The organism is Faecalibacterium sp. OF03-6AC (assembly GCF_003478175.1).
GTDB classification, from domain to species: domain Bacteria; phylum Bacillota; class Clostridia; order Oscillospirales; family Ruminococcaceae; genus Faecalibacterium; species Faecalibacterium taiwanense.
Genome location: NZ_QUEN01000001.1, coordinates 325,190 through 340,970, shown reverse-complemented (window position 1 = coordinate 340,970; position 15,781 = coordinate 325,190). Strand labels below are relative to the sequence as shown.

At 54.9% G+C, this 15,781-nt stretch carries 15 protein-coding genes and 2 tRNA genes; 15 read left to right on the top strand and 2 right to left on the bottom strand.

Going from position 1 to position 15,781, the window contains the following annotated elements; all coding sequences use genetic code 11:
• Window positions 1-130: 130 nt before the first annotated feature.
• The 11 genes from purB (at window position 131) to DXA66_RS01525 (ending at window position 10,689) form a co-directional block, all read left to right on the top strand.
• Entirely contained in the window at window positions 131-1,576 is a 1,446-nt protein-coding gene (gene purB / locus DXA66_RS01580) for an adenylosuccinate lyase (RefSeq protein WP_044954035.1), read from the top strand.
• A 290-nt stretch (window positions 1,577-1,866) separates the two neighbouring features.
• Window positions 1,867-2,568, top strand: coding sequence for a pseudouridine synthase (locus tag DXA66_RS01570; protein ID WP_118526386.1), 702 nt, complete (start codon window positions 1,867-1,869; stop codon window positions 2,566-2,568).
• Between the two features lie 264 nt (window positions 2,569-2,832).
• Window positions 2,833-3,918: a CdaR family transcriptional regulator gene (locus DXA66_RS01565; protein WP_005944450.1), complete on the top strand. Its 1,086-nt coding sequence runs from the start codon at window positions 2,833-2,835 to the stop codon at window positions 3,916-3,918.
• Between the two features lie 108 nt (window positions 3,919-4,026).
• On the top strand, window positions 4,027-4,794 hold the full coding sequence (ftsE, locus tag DXA66_RS01560; protein ID WP_097781588.1) for a cell division ATP-binding protein FtsE: 768 nt from the start codon (window positions 4,027-4,029) through the stop codon (window positions 4,792-4,794).
• Window positions 4,791-5,699, top strand: coding sequence for an ABC transporter permease (locus tag DXA66_RS01555; RefSeq protein WP_005944448.1), 909 nt, complete (start codon window positions 4,791-4,793; stop codon window positions 5,697-5,699). The genes ftsE and DXA66_RS01555 overlap by 4 nt, the downstream gene beginning before the upstream one ends.
• Before the next feature lie 16 nt (window positions 5,700-5,715).
• Entirely contained in the window at window positions 5,716-7,032 is a 1,317-nt protein-coding gene (locus tag DXA66_RS01550; RefSeq protein ID WP_118526384.1) for a murein hydrolase activator EnvC, read from the top strand.
• Between the two features lie 150 nt (window positions 7,033-7,182).
• The gene (locus DXA66_RS01545; protein WP_118526382.1) at window positions 7,183-8,544 is read left to right on the top strand and encodes a S41 family peptidase; all 1,362 of its coding nucleotides are present in this window, start codon (window positions 7,183-7,185) and stop codon (window positions 8,542-8,544) included.
• A 252-nt stretch (window positions 8,545-8,796) separates the two neighbouring features.
• Window positions 8,797-9,651 carry a 16S rRNA (adenine(1518)-N(6)/adenine(1519)-N(6))-dimethyltransferase RsmA gene (gene rsmA / locus DXA66_RS01540; protein ID WP_118526380.1) on the top strand — a complete coding sequence of 285 codons (855 nt, stop codon included), beginning with the start codon at window positions 8,797-8,799 and terminating at the stop codon, window positions 9,649-9,651.
• 320 nt (window positions 9,652-9,971) lie between these two features.
• Window positions 9,972-10,046, top strand: a tRNA-Thr gene (locus DXA66_RS01535).
• A gap of 154 nt (window positions 10,047-10,200) precedes the next feature.
• Window positions 10,201-10,285 (top strand) — tRNA-Tyr (locus DXA66_RS01530).
• A 152-nt stretch (window positions 10,286-10,437) separates the two neighbouring features.
• Window positions 10,438-10,689, top strand: a complete 252-nt coding sequence (locus DXA66_RS01525; RefSeq protein WP_118526378.1) for a DUF6061 family protein — start codon at window positions 10,438-10,440, stop codon at window positions 10,687-10,689.
• Window positions 10,690-10,786: 97 nt separating this feature from the next.
• Here DXA66_RS01525 and DXA66_RS01520 read toward each other — a convergent pair whose 3' ends face one another.
• The gene (locus DXA66_RS01520; protein WP_243089011.1) at window positions 10,787-10,966 is read right to left on the bottom strand and encodes a hypothetical protein; all 180 of its coding nucleotides are present in this window, start codon (window positions 10,964-10,966) and stop codon (window positions 10,787-10,789) included.
• Window positions 10,967-10,983: 17 nt separating this feature from the next.
• Window positions 10,984-12,249, bottom strand: a complete 1,266-nt coding sequence (locus tag DXA66_RS01515; protein WP_118526374.1) for a plasmid recombination protein — start codon at window positions 12,247-12,249, stop codon at window positions 10,984-10,986.
• A gap of 684 nt (window positions 12,250-12,933) precedes the next feature.
• Here DXA66_RS01515 and DXA66_RS01505 point away from each other — a divergent pair.
• The 4 genes from DXA66_RS01505 to DXA66_RS01490 all read left to right on the top strand — a co-directional run bounded on the left by DXA66_RS01505 (window position 12,934) and on the right by DXA66_RS01490 (window position 15,693).
• Window positions 12,934-13,764: a helix-turn-helix domain-containing protein gene (locus DXA66_RS01505; RefSeq protein ID WP_118526370.1), complete on the top strand. Its 831-nt coding sequence runs from the start codon at window positions 12,934-12,936 to the stop codon at window positions 13,762-13,764.
• Window positions 13,748-14,413 (top strand): sigma-70 family RNA polymerase sigma factor, encoded by a 666-nt coding sequence (locus DXA66_RS01500; protein ID WP_118526368.1) that lies wholly within the window; start codon window positions 13,748-13,750, stop codon window positions 14,411-14,413. The genes DXA66_RS01505 and DXA66_RS01500 overlap by 17 nt, the downstream gene beginning before the upstream one ends.
• A 64-nt stretch (window positions 14,414-14,477) precedes the next feature.
• The gene (locus tag DXA66_RS01495) at window positions 14,478-15,008 is read left to right on the top strand and encodes an RNA polymerase sigma factor (RefSeq protein WP_118526530.1); all 531 of its coding nucleotides are present in this window, start codon (window positions 14,478-14,480) and stop codon (window positions 15,006-15,008) included.
• Window positions 15,001-15,693, top strand: a complete 693-nt coding sequence (locus DXA66_RS01490; RefSeq protein ID WP_118526366.1) for a DUF4367 domain-containing protein — start codon at window positions 15,001-15,003, stop codon at window positions 15,691-15,693. The genes DXA66_RS01495 and DXA66_RS01490 overlap by 8 nt, the downstream gene beginning before the upstream one ends.
• Window positions 15,694-15,781: the final 88 nt, after the last annotated feature.

Here is a 15,781-nt window from a genome sequence, read left to right as displayed (position 1 = left end):
GAGAAAAACTCCTTCCGTCATCGCTGACGCGATGCCACCTCCCTCGGAGAGAGAGGCTGAAAGGCCCCCTCCCCGAGGGGGCTGTCGCCGGAAGGCGACTGGGGGAGTCACTTTCAGGAGGAAACAATCAATGTCTCAGCATGATCGTTATATCAGCCCCTTTTCCACCCGCTATTCCTCGGACGAGATGCAGTATATCTTCTCGGACGATAACAAGTTCCGCACATGGCGCCGCCTGTGGGTGGCGCTGGCCCGGGCCGAAATGGAGCAGGGCCTGACCAACATCACCCCCGATATGGTGGCTGAGCTGGAAGCCCATGTGGACGATATCAACTATGAAGTGGCCATCGAGCGCGAAAAGCTGGTGCGCCACGACGTGATGAGCCATGTGTACGCCTACGGCCAGCAGTGCCCCAAGGCTGCCGGCATCATCCATCTGGGTGCCACCAGCTGCTATGTGGGCGACAACACCGACATCATCGTGATGCGTCAGGGTCTGGAACTGGTGCGCAAAAAGCTGATTGGTGTGTTGGCAAAGCTGGGCCGCTTCGCCGAGGAATACAAGGACATGCCCTGCATGGCCTACACTCACTGCCAGCCCGCTCAGCCCACCACCGTGGGCAAGCGCGCCACCCTGTGGGCCAACGAGCTGGTGATGGACCTGCAGGAGATCGACCACCGTCTTGCTGTTCTGCAGCTGCGCGGTGTCAAGGGTACCACCGGCACGCAGGCTTCCTTTATGGAGCTGTTCAAGGGCGATGCCGATAAGATCCGCGCCGTGGATGCTTCCATCGCCAAGGAGATGGGCTTTGACCCCAAGGCCGTCATTCCGGTGTCCGGCCAGACCTACAGCCGCAAGGTGGATGCCTTCATCCTGAACGCCCTTGCCGGCATTGGCCAGAGCTGCATGAAGTTTGCCACCGACCTGCGTCTGCTGGCTAACTTCAAGGAGATGGAAGAGCCGTTTGAAAAGAACCAGATCGGTTCCTCCGCCATGCCTTACAAGCGCAACCCCATGCGCTGCGAGCGTATCTGCGCGCTGAGCCGCTACCTGATGGTAGATGTGCTGAACCCCAGCTTCACCACCGGCACCCAGTGGTTTGAGCGCACGCTGGACGACAGCGCCAACAAGCGTGTCGCCATGGCTGAGGGCTTCCTTGCCACCGACGCTATCCTGAACATCATGCTCAACGTCACCGACGGCATCGTGGTGTATCCCAAGGTGGTGCGCAGCCGTCTGATGGCAGAGCTGCCCTTCATGGCCAGCGAGAACATCATGATGCAGGCTGTGGAAAAGGGCGGCAACCGTCAGGAGCTGCACGAGCGTCTGCGCCAGCACGCCATCGCCGCCGGCAAGCAGGTCAAGGAAGAGGGCCTGCCCAACGATATGGTGGACCGTATTGCTGCCGACCCTGCCTTTGGCCTGACCCGCGAGGAGATCGTGGCGGGCCTTGTGCCGGAGAACTTTGTGGGCCGTGCACCGCAGCAGGTGGAGGAGTTCATCGCCAATGTGCTCAAGCCCATCTTCGATGCTAACCCCGATGCCGTGGAGCAGCACGCATCTTTGAGTGTTTGATTTTAAATGCTCTCCGCTTACGCTCTGAGCATAAACAGCGGAAGTTACAGTTTGTTTTGCAAGAAGGAGAAGCCTGTGGGCTTCTCCTTCTTGCTTTTTCACGAAAAGGGCCGGAAAGAAAAACTCCTTCAGCTGAACTTCGTGCGTCAGCCGTTCCCCTTTTTGTCACCTTTCGGTGACAAAAAGGGGAACAGTGGCATTGCGCAGCGATGACGGAAGGAGTTCTCTTGCGCAAATCATTTTATCATGTTACACTAAAACTCCAAACCTATGTAAAAGGAGAACCGCGTATGCGATTGGATAAATACTTAGCCGAGACGGCCCAGTGCACCCGCAGCGAGGCTAAGGCGCTGCTTTCCAAAGGGCGGGTGCAGGTGAACGGTGCTGTCTGCAAAAAGGGAGACACTCAGCTCAGGGAAACCGATACGGTGGCTGTGGATGGCAGGGCGCTCAGCTATCAGCAGTTCGTGTACATCATGCTCAACAAGCCCGAGGGCGTGGTGAGCGCTTCCACCGACAAGCGTGACACCACCGTGGTCGATCTGGTGGGGGATGCCTATCCCCGGCGGCAGCTGTTCCCGGCGGGAAGGCTGGACAAGACCAGCACCGGCTTTGTGCTGCTGACCGATGACGGCACCTTTGCCCACGACATCCTTGCTCCAAAGCGCCACGTCTCCAAGACCTACACCGTGGTGTTGGACACGCCGCTGACCGAGCAGATGCGCACCGGCTTTGCGGCGGGCGTGACCCTTGCCGACGGCACAGCGCTTTCGCCTGCGGAGGTGACGGCCCTTTCTGCCGATGGCTGCACTGTGCGGGTGGTGCTCAAGCAGGGCGTATACCACCAGATCAAGCGGATGTTCGGCGTGTACGGCGCAGGCGTGAACGGCCTGCACCGGGATGCCATCGGCGGCCTTGCACTCGACCCGGCCCTTGCACCGGGCCAGTGGCGGGAGCTTTCTGCCGAAGAAGTGTCAAAAATTTCCAGCTGACAGGGTCGGCTTTTCACCCGAATTTCAAAAAAGCAACACATTTTTCCGGTAGAATAGGGGGCAGAACCACGCAAAAAGGCACTTTTTTGGTTCAGAATGGCCCCTGAAGATAATATTCACAAGAAAAAACTATCTTTTTTGTTGAAATATGTTGCAAAAGTAAATTCTTTTGTGTAAAATATAAAATGTAATGCAGCTAAATTGTTAAAAATCACGACCGGCTGCCGCTGCGGTTTGCACAAACGAGGAAAAGGGGTATCCATTATGGCCAATAGAGTATTTCAAAGCGTGATCTACCAGATGAAAGACGCGATCAACCGGGTGGTCGGCGTGGTGGATGAGACCGGCGCTGTTATTTCCTGCTCGGAACTGAACCTGATCGGCGAGGTGCGCGAGGGTTTCATGGCGGAGCGTCTGACCGCGGGCGACCGCTTTGTGCGCGATGGCTACACCTATCAGCAGTTCTCCAGCGCCAAGCATAATGATTATGCAGTATTCGTGGAAGGCGTGGACGAGACGGCTGGTCAGTTTGCCGCCATGCTGTCCATCAGCCTGCAGAGCATCAAGCAGTACCACGACGAAAAGTTTGATAAGTCCAACTTTATCAAGAATGTGGTGCTGGATAACATCCTGCCCGGCGATATCTATGCCAAGGCCCGTGAGCTGCACTTTGCCACCGATGTTTCCCGCGTGGTGTTCATCGTGCGTGTTACCAGCGGCGGCGATATCTCCGCCTACGATGTGGTCAGCAGCCTGTTCCCCGACAAGCAGAAGGACTTTGTGTTCAATATCAGCGAGACGGATACCGTGCTGGTCAAGGAGATCCGCAAGGGCATCGACCGCACCGATATGGAAAAGCTGGCTGCCAGCATCGTGGATACCCTGTCCGGCGAGCATTACATCAAGGCTGTGGTGGGCATCGGCACCCCCATCTCCAACGTGAAGGATCTGGCTACCTCCTTTAAGGAAGCACAGATCGCCATGGAAGTGAGCAAGGTGTTCGACACCGAAAAGCAGATCATCCGCTACGATAATCTGGGCATTGCACGCCTGATCTATCAGCTGCCCACCACCGTGTGCGAGATGTTCCTGCGCGAGGTGTTCAAGCAGGGCAGCATCGAAAGCCTGGATCAGGAGACCCTGTTCACCATCCAGCGCTTCTTCGAGAATAACCTGAATGTGTCTGAAACCAGCCGCGGCCTGTTTGTGCACCGCAACACGCTGGTGTATCGTCTGGAAAAGATCAAAAAGCTGACTGGCCTGGATCTGCGTGAGTTCGACGATGCTATCGTCTTTAAGGTAGCACTGATGGTCAAGAAGTACCTGTCCAACAATCCGGCCAAATACTAATAAGCTGCAGGCTCTGCCTGCAGTGCAGAACCGGCCGCTCGAAACCGATGCTGGCCGGTTCTTTTTGCTGTGAAAACAGATTTTAATGTCAGGAGCTAATATTACCCTATGATCGATTTAGAACACGTTTCCAAGGAATATAAACGGGGCGGACCGCTGGCACTGGACGATATCAATCTCCATGTGGACGACGGCGAGTTCGTGTTCCTGCTGGGCCATTCCGGCGCAGGCAAATCCACCCTGCTCAAGCTGCTGCTGCGCGAAGAGCTGCCCAGTGAGGGCAAGGTGACCGTGCTGGGCAAGGATGTTGCCAGCCTGCACCGCCATCAGGTGCCGTATCTGCGCCGTCAGATGGGCATTATCTTTCAGGATTTCCGGCTGATCCCCACCATGACTGTGTACGAAAACATCGCCTTTGCCATGCATGTGACCAACGTCAAGCGCCGGGAGATCAGCGACCGTGTGGAGTACATGCTGGAGCTGGTGCATCTGGAGGATAAGGCCAAGGCCTATCCGGACACCCTTTCCGGCGGTGAACAGCAGCGCGTGGCTGTGGCCCGCGCCCTTGCCCACGGCCCCAAGCTGGTCATTGCGGACGAGCCCACCGGCAACATCGACCCGGAATTGAGCCTGGAAATGATGGAGCTGCTGGAGCGGGTGAGCGAAACGGGCATCACCGTGGTGGTCGTTACCCATGAGCACGAGCTGGTGCGCCAGTTCCACCAGCGCGTCGTCACCCTGAAAAAGGGCCGCATCATTTCGGATGTGCCTGCCGACAAGGAAGCCATCCGCGCACGCGCAGAGCGCAAAGAACGCCTGTTCGAGACCGAGCTGGAACCTGCTGACACTGCAGAAAAGGAGGCGGCCACCGTATGATGAGACCTTCTACCTTCTTTTTTCTGGTCCGGCGCGGTATCCGCAATCTGGGCAAGCACTGGGCCATGACCTTTGTGTGCATCCTGTCCCTCAGTGTCTGTATGACCCTGAACACCTTTGCAAGTCTTGCCGAGGTGAACGTGGACAGCATGGTGAACTATCTGGGCAGCCAGAACGAGACCGTGGTCTATCTGGACCCGGAGTGTGATGATGCCACTGCGCAGGCCGTGGGCGAAAAGCTGGCGGCAATGCCCGGCGTGACCAATGTGCAGTTCGTCTCCAAGCAGGACGTGCTGAACACCTACCGCAATTACATGGAAGATTACTCCTCCCTGTGGGATGAGTTTGAAAATGACAACCCCTTCAAGGCCAACTACCGCGTTTCCATCGCGGATCTGAGCCAGATGGAGAGCATGAGCAAGCAGATGCAGGCCATTCAGGGCGTGTACAGCGTTACCGCCCCGGTGGAAATGACCAACGTCTTTGTGCAGGTGCAGCGCTCTGTTACCAAAGTGGGCCGCGGTATCGTGCTGGTGCTGATGGTCGTCAGCATCATCACGGTGGGCAGCACCATCCGCCTGAGCGTGTTTGCGCGCCGCCGCGAAATTGAGATCATGAAGTACGTGGGCGCCACCAACGGTCTGGTCACTCTGCCCTTCGTTGTGGAAGGTCTGGCCATGGGCCTGATCTCCGGCGTGCTCACTGCAGCGATCAGTCTGGGCGGCTACTCCTACATGGTGCAGGCCTCCGACGGTCTGGGCGGCGTGTGGGAAATGATCATGGGTCAGGCACTGGTGCCGGTGAGCGCCGTCTGGTCCACTATCATCCCGTACAGCCTCATCGGCGGTGCCGTTGTGGGTGGTCTGGGCAGTATGTTCTCCATCCGCAAGCACCTGAACGTGTGATCGAAAGGAGCTGCACATGAAAAAAGCACTTCATGCAAAGCCCTTCCGGCTGCAGATGCCCGGCCATACGCCGCGCCATGCACGGCCGGAGCCTGCCCGCAGCAAGCTGCTGCGCGGCGTGAGTCTGTGCCTGGCGGCGGTATGCCTTGCGGCAAGCGTCAGCTTCCAGCCGGCCACGGCAGCCACCAGCATGGCCAGCCTGCAGAACAAGCTGAACAGCCTTTCCAAATCCATCGACCAGCACAAGAAGGAGCTTTCGGACGCAAAGAAAAAGGAAGCTGCTGCAAAAGCGCTGGAAAGTGAGCTGAAGGAGCGCGTGGGCGTCATTCAGTCTCAGATCAGTGTGCTGAGCACCCAGATCGCTGCTGTGCAGAATAACATTGGCCAGACCGAGCAGAAGATCACCGCCAAGGAAGGCGAAATCACCCAGAAGCAGGCCGAAATCGACAGCCAGTGGGGCGATTTTAAAAAGCACATGGCTGCCATGCAAGAGCTGCGCGACGGCGGCAGCGTGGCCATGCTGAGCGCAGTGAACGACCTGTATGAGCTGCTCACCTTCAACGAGGTCATGCAGGATATCTCCATTAAAGATACCGAGATCATGGACAACATGAAGGCTGCCAAGAGCGCTCTGGAAGCAGATAAGGTGGAGCTGGAAGCCCAGCGCAAGGAGCTGACGAGCCAGAAGGCGGAGCTGGATACCCAGAACTACCAGATGAAGGCAAAGCAGAGCGAGCTGAACAGCAGCATTTCTGCGGCGCAGCTTTCTGCACAGGATGCCCAGAAGGCCCAGCAGACGGCACAGGCCGCTATTGAATCGGACGAGCTGAACTATGAGGCCGTCAAGAAAGAGATCCAGAAGCTGATCGCGGCCGCTGCATCCAGCAAGCCGCAGCTGAGCTTTACCGGCTTTGCCTGCCCGCTGAAGAGCTATACCCGCATTTCCAGTGAGTACGGCTGGCGTAAGAATCCGGTGTCCGGCGTCAACAGGCTGCATGCCGGCATCGATCTGGCGGCCCCGGGCGGTACCCCCATCTACGCAGCCGCAAGCGGCTATGTGCAGGTGGCGGGCTGGTCCAGCGGCGGCTATGGCAACTATGTCATCATCTACCACGGAAGCATGTCGGACGGCAACGCCTACAGTACCTTGTACGGCCACATGAGGTCGGTCGCCACCAGCGCAGGCAAGTATGTCAAGCAGGGCGAGTTGATCGGCTACGTTGGCTCTACCGGCAACTCTACCGGCAACCATCTGCATCTGGAGGTCTGGAAGGGCGGCAAAAAGGCCAATGCGGTCAATCCGCGCGGTTATATCCCGTTCCCGCACAACTGAGTGTGTTTATAAGGAGTCTGGTATTCTATGAACGAACAAAAACACAAGCGCTGGCTGCGTATCGGCTGCCTTGTTCTGGCAGGCGTGTTTGCACTCTCGCTGCTGAGCAGTGTGATCATGATGCTGCTGTATTAACAGGGAGGGGCAAGCATGAACCGTAAGATCTCTGTGGGCATGGCTGTCACCATTGTGATCCTTGCCATGACCGTGACCTTTTCCATTACCATGCTCATTGCCATGCGTCTGTTTGACAGCACGGTGAGCAGCGTGAAGGAAAAGGAAAGCATGTACAACAAAGTGGCCGAGGTGGACCGCTATGTGCGCAGCAACGACTACTACACCATTGATGAAACGGTGCTGTACGACCGCCTGACTGCAGGCTACCTGCTGGGTATCGGCGACAAGTACGCCCGTTACTACACCGCCAACGCCTACACCGAGCTGATGAACCAGCAGAGCGGCAAGGTGATGGGCATTGGCGTGGAGCTTGGCATGGACCAGACCGGCTATGCCAGAGTGACCAGGGTGTATGAGGACTCGCCTGCGCAGGAAGCCGGTATCGTGGTGGGCGATTACATCACTGCTATTGACGGCACCGATGTGAAGAGCCTTTCCGGGGTGGATGCCGTGCAGTCCCGCCTGCAGGGCGAAGCCGGCACCATCGTCAATGTTACATGGCTCGACAGCAAGGCTGCTTCCCGGACGGCGGACCTGACCCACTCCGGCTACACCAGCACGACTGTGGACTACCAGATGCTGGACAGCGTGGGTTACATCAAGATCCGCCAGTTCGACGGCAGCACGCCCAGCGAGCTGGACTATGCCATCCGGTCTCTCACTACCAGCGGCGCCCAGAGCCTTGTGTTCGACCTGCGCGATAACGGCGGCGGCGTGTTGGATGATGCCATCAGCTGCATCGATCTGATCGCCCCGGAAGGCACTGTGGCCTATGCCGAGGATAAGAACGGAAACCGAACCATCATTGGCAGCAGCGACGATGAGAGCAAGGTGGAGCTGCCCATCGTCTGTCTGGTCAACGGTAACACCGCCAGCGCGGCAGAGCTGTTTGCTGCCAGCCTGCGCACCATGAACGGCGCACGTCTGGTGGGCACCACCACCATGGGCAAGGGCACCATCCAGAGCAGCCCGCAGCGCCTTTCGGATGGCAGCGCCGTGAGCATCACGGTGGCAAAGCTCATCTGCGGCGACGGCTCCTGCTTTGATGGCACCGGCCTGAGCGTGGATGTGGAGCGTGCCCTCAGTGCCGAAGAGACCACGAATTTCTACGATTATACCCCCGAGGATGACCCGCAGATCCAGCGTGCGGTCAGCGCAGCACAGCAGCTGAGCGGTACCACGACTCTGGGCGGTGTCAACGAAGCAGCTTCTTCGGCTGCCGCTTCCGAAGAAGCCGACAGCGCTGCCACTGAGCCGGAGAACGCTTCCTCTGAGGAAACGGCTTCCTCCGCCGAAGCAGAAGCCGGCAGCGAAGCAGCATCCAGCGCAGAATAAAGGGTAAAACCGGCAGAAATGCTGCATGGGCTTCTTCTCGTAAAAAGGAACCCGGCTTATCCTCACGTGAAAAGGCGTTTTGGAGCGCCCCGCAGCGCTCCCGTTTACCGTACCGACCCCTTCTCGTGAAAAGGCAACCCAGCCAGACCCGCAGGTCTGGCTGGGTTGCCATATTATAATAATATTTCCGCTGAATATGCCCAAAGCGACGCGGAGGGCATTCAAATCGTACTATGAAAAAGGATGGAATCTATGCCCGAACTGACCGACCTCTCGGTGGTCCGCGCCCTGTGTGAAAAATACGATTTTGCACTCTCCAAGGGTTTTGGACAGAACTTTATCATCAACCCGGGCCTGCCGCCCAAGATTGTGGATGCCAGCGGCGTGGATAAGCGCTATGGCGTCATTGAAATCGGCCCCGGCATCGGTGTGCTGACCCGGGAACTGGCAAAGCGCGCCGCCAAGGTGGTGTCCATTGAGGTGGACGAACGCCTGCCGCCGCTGCTGGCCGAAACGATGGCCGGAGTGGACAATTTCAAACTGGTATTACAGGATGTACTGAAAGTTGACCTGAAGGCTCTTATTGCGGAAGAATTCCCCGGTATGCCGGTGGCTGTGTGCGCCAACCTGCCCTACTACATCACCAGCCCCATCGTCATGAAGCTGCTGGGCGACCGCCTGCCCATTGAAAGCCTGACCGTCATGGTACAGAAGGAAGCTGCCGACCGTCTGGCTGCTGCGCCCGGCACCCGTGCATCCAGTGCCATCAGCTGCGCGGTGAGCTACTATGCCACCTCCAAAATGATGTTCACCGCTGCGCCCGGCAGTTTTTACCCGGCCCCCAAGGTGACCAGCGCCGTGGTGCGCATGGAGATCCGTCCGCAGCCCGCTGTGCAGGTGGAGGACGAAGAAGGCTATTTTGCGCTGGTGCGTGCCGCCTTCGGACAGCGCCGCAAAACGGCTGCAAACGCCATTGCCAGCGGCCTGGGGATGCCCAAGGACGCGGTGACAGCCGCCATTGAAGCCGCCGGTTTTGATGCCCGCATCCGCCCGGAAGCCCTCACACTGGAGGATTTTGCAAAGATCCAGCAGGCCCTTGCCCGGTGAAGCAGCCCGCTGCTCAAAAAAGAATACAACAGACTTTGAAACTCACAGGAGCCGTCCGCGGTTCCTGTGGGGTTTTTATGATAATAGAATCGAATGGTTCGATTTTATTATCGATGTATTGCGTTGAAAATTCCTGGTATCAAAACGTGATACAACAGAAAAGAATGCTAAAAGCAGACGAAAGCATGAACTGATGGCAATGGCACCTCATTTGTTAAACGGTATAGTATACTGTTTGAGGAATGGGTTTTTTGCGCGCCAAGAAGATATTGACAAGCCGCGCGTTTTTTGGTATTCTATCAAAAGACCGCTTGGTCCATGCTGGTGTGGCGCAATGGCAGCGCAACTGATTTGTAATCAGTGGGTTGCAGGTTCAACTCCTGTCACCAGCTCCAAAAAGCCGCTCAGGAACGTTGATTCCTGGGCGGCTTTTGCTTTTGTGTTTTTGCTTTCGGCACAAAAATCCAAAAATTCCGCAAAAGATGTTGACAAACTACCATCCGGGTGGTAATATATACAGGCAATCCATGGACTGCAAAAACTGAATATGGGCGTGTTCCCGAGTGGCCAATGGGGACAGACTGTAAATCTGCTGCTTTCAGCTTCGGTGGTTCGAATCCACCCGCGCCCACCAAACAAGAAAAATCCGAACCTGTTTCCGATTGGAGAAGGGTTCGGATTTTTCGTTTTCTTCGGGTACAACAATGAAGGCTCCCGTGGACGGCGCAAAACTCTGATGCCTTGTCATAGACCGTAAGCCGATAACGAGAATTGGAGGATGCGATTATGAAGTACGATGAAAGAGCCTGCAAGTTTAACATGGATACCGGGTGTGTGGAGTTGACTCTCCAAGATGGGAGAAAAATCTCCATCGACTGTACCGGGGTTGAGGATGCGCTGGACGTGACCATGGCACAGCAAACCGAACTGGACTACCTTATCTACAATGACCCGCTGAGCTATGCCGATTTGATTCTGAACGGTGACCCGGAGGAATATTTGAAAAATGCAGCCGGGAGCCATGGGCTAGAAGATTAAGGACAAAAAAATAAGAGGTGTGCCCAACTGGACACACCTCGGTGAGATACATCTATGTAAGGCAGGGCGTTCCTTTACCGGGAACGTCCTGCTGTTTTTATGCTGCAACAGGCAAAGCTTGTAGAGCTTCCTGCTCTTTCAGCCACTCCTCATATTCACGCTGGCCTTCTTCGCTATTGAAAAATTCCATCATAGAGGGATAGAAACAACGTGCCAGCGACTTGATTGCTTCATCCGGGTAGCCGGATTTGTTTACAGACTTTTTCTTTTTACTCAAATAGTGTCCTCCGAAAATCAAAGTTCAATATCCTGTCCACGATGGAGGTTTCGTTGCTGTGTATCCACAGTACGCCCCTGCTTGGAAACCAGAACCTTTTCCAGAAAGCTGCGTACCAATTCCGGCGCATGATGAAGCGCGTCCAGATAAGGCTTCACATCGTACCAAAGGTCATGGTACTTGCTGCTCCAACGGGCAGATTCTTTCTTGGCGGTGGAAAGTTCTTCTTTCAGGCGGCGGTTCTCAATGTCCATCATATAGCCGTGTGTGGCCTGTTTTTTCAGGGCGGATAATTCATCTTCGGTCAGCGAATAGTTGCCGAGAAACGTGCGCTTGCCGATATCATCCAAGTCCCGCGCGTGAATGAGCGCATCTTTTGTGATAATGGCTTTCTTCTGAACAGCGGCGAGTTCCTTCTCCTTTTTGGAAAGGGTCTTGCTGGTCTGGGTGAGGTGCTGCTCTTTCTGGTCGATCTGGGCGGTCAGACTGTCCAGACGCTCCTGTTCCCGCTGGACTTTGAACTGGGTGACAGTCAGATGTTCTTCGGTGCTGCCACGCTCGCCGCGCTCCACATCGGTGTACCCGGCAGTACGCATATAGTTGAAGAAATCGTCTTGCAGGACGCTGTACGACTTCTTCAGGACTGGCTTGCCGTTCTTTTGCAAAACAGGCTTTCCCGATTCGTCCAGCAGAGGTTTGGATGCCCACTTCTTGCTCCGGCTGACCTGCATGACGGTCTCCTTGACTGTGCCGACCAGTGCCTTGTCCTTGCAGCGTTTCGACCACAGGATCTGCTTTTCCACCACAGGTACATAGACCACATGGAGGTGGTAGTGGTAGACCTCCCTGCCTAGTGCTTCGGTCATGGCACGGTTGATCTCATCAGCGTGCATGACTGCCGAGAGGATATACTGCTCACCACCCACGATTTGAACGGCTGCTTTGTAGGCATCCTCATAGAACTGCTTGGCGAACTCGTAGCCACCGTGATTGTCAAAATAGGCCGAGTTGACATCAAAGACAAGCTCGCAGTAATGGGTGGCATCCGGCTTCAAGCCGCGCGTTGAAATCGTGCCAGCGGTTTCCAGTTGGGTGAACAGGTCAGTGTAGCTGTCGGTTGGCTTTTTGAAGTGGACGTTCCATGCAGCGCGCTGGGGGATAATATCGGGGTTTCGATAGCTGTCCTTTTCGCGCTCATTGTGCTGCTGGGTGTTGCCAACGGCCTTGTCCGAAACGGCGAGATTTCGGACGCTGGTGCGGTCAACGCCATCGTTTCTTGCCAAAGGGCATCCCTCCTTTCAAGGTTCATCGAGAGGTGACGGGGAACGAAGATGCACTTCTTCGGAAGTGTAATAACCCACTATAACACTTTCATCCCTATGGGCTGCAAAGTGTAGTGGGCTCTTCGAGGACTCTCCGAGGGGGAACGTCTCCTGCGGGAGAATTACAATCAAGTTCGCACAATGCGAACTTGATTGCTCTGTACGCATCTGAAAAAATTGCGTACGGACTTCAAATAGCCTGTACGGTTCGTACGATGTACGAAAATCCGAAATATAAACGATAATACGCTTTAATTTACGCAAATTTGCCGTACAGGTGCGTACAAGTACAGACCGTACAGGTTGTACGAACTTCTTCTGTGAAAAAATGCACTTTTTACGGGCAGGGGGGACAAGCGGTTCGATGCCGACAAAACCCCGCACCCTGCGGCCACCGGGCAGATAGATGTTATGTACTGCACCAGAGTACCCAAAGTGGGAACTCTGGTGTTTTTTGCTTCCTGCCTGAATATACGGAAAATTTTGCTGGAAAGGCGAAAAAGCGGCAAAACTGCAACGGAAAAAGAAAAAAGCCCTTACTGGTTGCAGGGCTGCAACAGCAAAGGCGGAGAGAAAGCCGTATATTGAACAAAACGGCAGAGCGTATTATAATGAGGAAAAAGATCAAAAAGGAGGGCCGACCACATGGCACAGGAATATCTGCCCGCACCATCCAACGTCCGTCTTGCGGACTTGATGAAAGAGCACAACATCAGCCAACCGGAGCTTGCCAAGGAAATCGGCTGCTCCAAAAGCACCATCAGCCGCTTCATCAGCGGCGCAAAAGGGACGCTGACCCATGAGCAGGTGCTGAAAATCGCAAGGCTGTTTAATGTGTCCACGGATTTCCTGCTGGGAGAAACCAACATCCCCGACCGCAAAAATTACGACATTGCCGAACTGGGCTTGTCCGTAGAAGCTGCAAAGAACCTCTACACAGGGCGTGTCAATACAGAGGTGGTCAACCTGCTGTTGGAAAACGCTCGCTTTGCAGAGCTTACTTACCGCATAGCGCAGTATTTTGATGATACCTTTGCATCCGGTATCGCGGCACAGAACGCCATGCTCACGACATTGAGCACCCTGCTGCGTACAAGGGTCAAGACCCCGGAGGCAGTGAAAGCCGCAAAGGACATCAGCCTTCGGAGAAAGCCGGTGCACCAAGGCGACCTTGATGACATTGAAATGTACTTCATGGCGGCGGTCAAGGAGATCAAAAAGGGCATTGGGAGCCATTACGCCGAACAGGAAGCCATGAGCAAGAAAGTGGCAGAGAAAATGTTCACCGAATTGACCAAAGGGCAGGATGTGCAGTACCCAACGATCACGGCAGAGCAGTTGGTGGATGCCATGCTGGACAGCGTTTCGGGCATGGAAGGAGCCACGCCGGAGGCACTGGAACAGCTGCGGAACGGTCTGCTGGGAATCTTGCAGTCTGCCGCAGAGCAGGAAAACGCCCATGAAGCAGACGAATGAACGGCTTTGTGCGCTGGCACAGAAAGGGGACGCCACCGCACTGGACAGCCTGATCGAAAACAACAAGTCCTTTATTGGCAAGGTGGCAAATGACCTTTTCCGCAGCATGAATCTGGCACAGTCCGGCCTGAACCTTGACACGGACGATTTGAAACAGGCGGGCAATCTGGGCTTATGGAAAGCTGTGCCGAAGTTCGATGCAGCGCGCGGCATGAAGTTCCTGACCTATGCGGCTCCTGCCATCCGCAACGCCATGATGGACATGGTGCGGGATGCCTTTGCCGCTTTTGAACAGCGGATGGTAACGGAGGACAAGGATGGTGTGTGCTATCAGTGTGTTTCGCTGGACGATGTTCTGCCGGGAGAAGAGCAGCTGCGGCGCATTGAAGCCATAGCTGACCCTTATGCCATGCAGCCGCAGAGTATTATGGAAGAACAGGAATCGCGCCGGGAACTGTACGATGCACTGAAACGGCTGAGCCAGCGGGAGCAGACCTATCTGCTGTACCGCTATGGCTTCACCGATGGCGAGGAGCATCCTCTGATCGGCACGGCGATATACTTTCACCTGACAAAAGGCCGCGCAAAAAAGACCGAGGAACAGGCCATGGATAACCTTTGGCTGGAACTGCCGTGGTGGTTTATCTGAATGGGCAGAGAGGAATTGTGTCAAATTGACATAATTCCTCCCGATAAGAGGGATGTGGGCGAAAATGCTGGCAATGTATCTGGCAGTTCTGGATGACCGGAGCAGCGAAGAACAATTTATAGATGTATATAATACCTACAAGCGGCTGGTCTACCATACTGCTTACAAAATCATGGGCGATTCGTATCTGGCAGAGGATGTGCTGCAAGAGGTGTTTTTATACGTCACCAAAAATTTTTCTAAAATTCATCGAGAAAACTGTCACGAACTCGCCGCTTATCTCGTTAGTTGTAGTAGAAGCCGTGCATACGATATGCTTCGCAAGCAGCGAGAAGAACCGCTGGAAGAAGTCCCGGACGCACCAGATGATGCCCCGGTGCCGGATGATGCCGTAGTCAGCACCGATAACATCCAACACCTGACAGAACTGATCGGACAGATGAAACCGATGTACCGTGATCCTCTGCGCCTTTTGGCGATGGGCTACACAAACCGGGAGATTGCAGAATCGCTTGGACTGACAGATGAAGTAGTTCGGATGCGGCTTTTCCGTGGAAGAAAAATATTGTGGAAGGAGTTGAACAGCCGTGAGTGAGCGGACAGAGATCTCTTTTGATGCAGCTTTGATGATGGCACTCCGTGCAGATGCACAGAAAGAACTGGACGAGCTGCCAACTCCGGCACAGCTTAAAGAACGCTACCCGGATACTTTCCGATGGGATGCTCGCCTGCAAGCGGCGTTGCATAAACGCCGCCCTGTGCTGAAACGAGTGCTTGTTGCAGCCATGACGCTGGTAATTTTAACTCTCGGCGCACTTGCAGTAAGCGCAGACTTCCGCAAGGCAGTTTATACGATGATTCAGAAGTTCCTGCCTGTTGAGATGCAGCTGACATATCAGGTGGATGGCGAGCCGTTGGAACGATTGCCGGATGGATACAACGATCATTATGTGCCGGACGGTTTTGAACGAGATTATGAACAAGGATATGATAACGAAATATCATTCCTTCATGCCTACGTTGATGCCAATGATAAGAACATCTTTTATTATGTGGACTGTTCCATAATTCAAGACTATGGACAAGTCGAAACTTTCGACAATGAGCATACGGTTTATGAGCGCATTAAAGCTGGAACAGCTGATGCCACACTCGGAACGAGTAATAATGGAGGACATACAGGATATGTACTAGTATGGGAGAAAGATGGCATTTCACATACGATTATTGGAAAGATACCACGTAAAGAGATTCTAAAAATTGCAGAGAGCATTTCCTGACGGGCTAATTCTTGCCCACACACTTGTAATTGCTTACAAATGTGCGGGCGTTTTTTTGTCGAAACATCCAAAGTTGACAAGACCTTAA

Bases quoted from the DNA above. Each gene is read 5' to 3' on its own strand.
- purB (WP_044954035.1), top strand. From the start codon at position 131: ATGTCTCAGCATGATCGTTATATCAGCCCCTTTTCCACCCGCTATTCC.
- DXA66_RS01500 (WP_118526368.1), top strand. From the start codon at position 13,748: ATGAAGCAGACGAATGAACGGCTTTGTGCGCTGGCACAGAAAGGGGAC.
- DXA66_RS01565 (WP_005944450.1), top strand. From the start codon at position 2,833: ATGGCCAATAGAGTATTTCAAAGCGTGATCTACCAGATGAAAGACGCG.
- rsmA (WP_118526380.1), top strand. From the start codon at position 8,797: ATGCCCGAACTGACCGACCTCTCGGTGGTCCGCGCCCTGTGTGAAAAA.
- ftsE (WP_097781588.1), top strand. From the start codon at position 4,027: ATGATCGATTTAGAACACGTTTCCAAGGAATATAAACGGGGCGGACCG.
- DXA66_RS01550 (WP_118526384.1), top strand. From the start codon at position 5,716: ATGAAAAAAGCACTTCATGCAAAGCCCTTCCGGCTGCAGATGCCCGGC.
- DXA66_RS01495 (WP_118526530.1), top strand. From the start codon at position 14,478: ATGCTGGCAATGTATCTGGCAGTTCTGGATGACCGGAGCAGCGAAGAA.
- DXA66_RS01505 (WP_118526370.1), top strand. From the start codon at position 12,934: ATGGCACAGGAATATCTGCCCGCACCATCCAACGTCCGTCTTGCGGAC.
- DXA66_RS01545 (WP_118526382.1), top strand. From the start codon at position 7,183: ATGAACCGTAAGATCTCTGTGGGCATGGCTGTCACCATTGTGATCCTT.
- DXA66_RS01555 (WP_005944448.1), top strand. From the start codon at position 4,791: ATGATGAGACCTTCTACCTTCTTTTTTCTGGTCCGGCGCGGTATCCGC.
- DXA66_RS01525 (WP_118526378.1), top strand. From the start codon at position 10,438: ATGAAGTACGATGAAAGAGCCTGCAAGTTTAACATGGATACCGGGTGT.
- DXA66_RS01570 (WP_118526386.1), top strand. From the start codon at position 1,867: ATGCGATTGGATAAATACTTAGCCGAGACGGCCCAGTGCACCCGCAGC.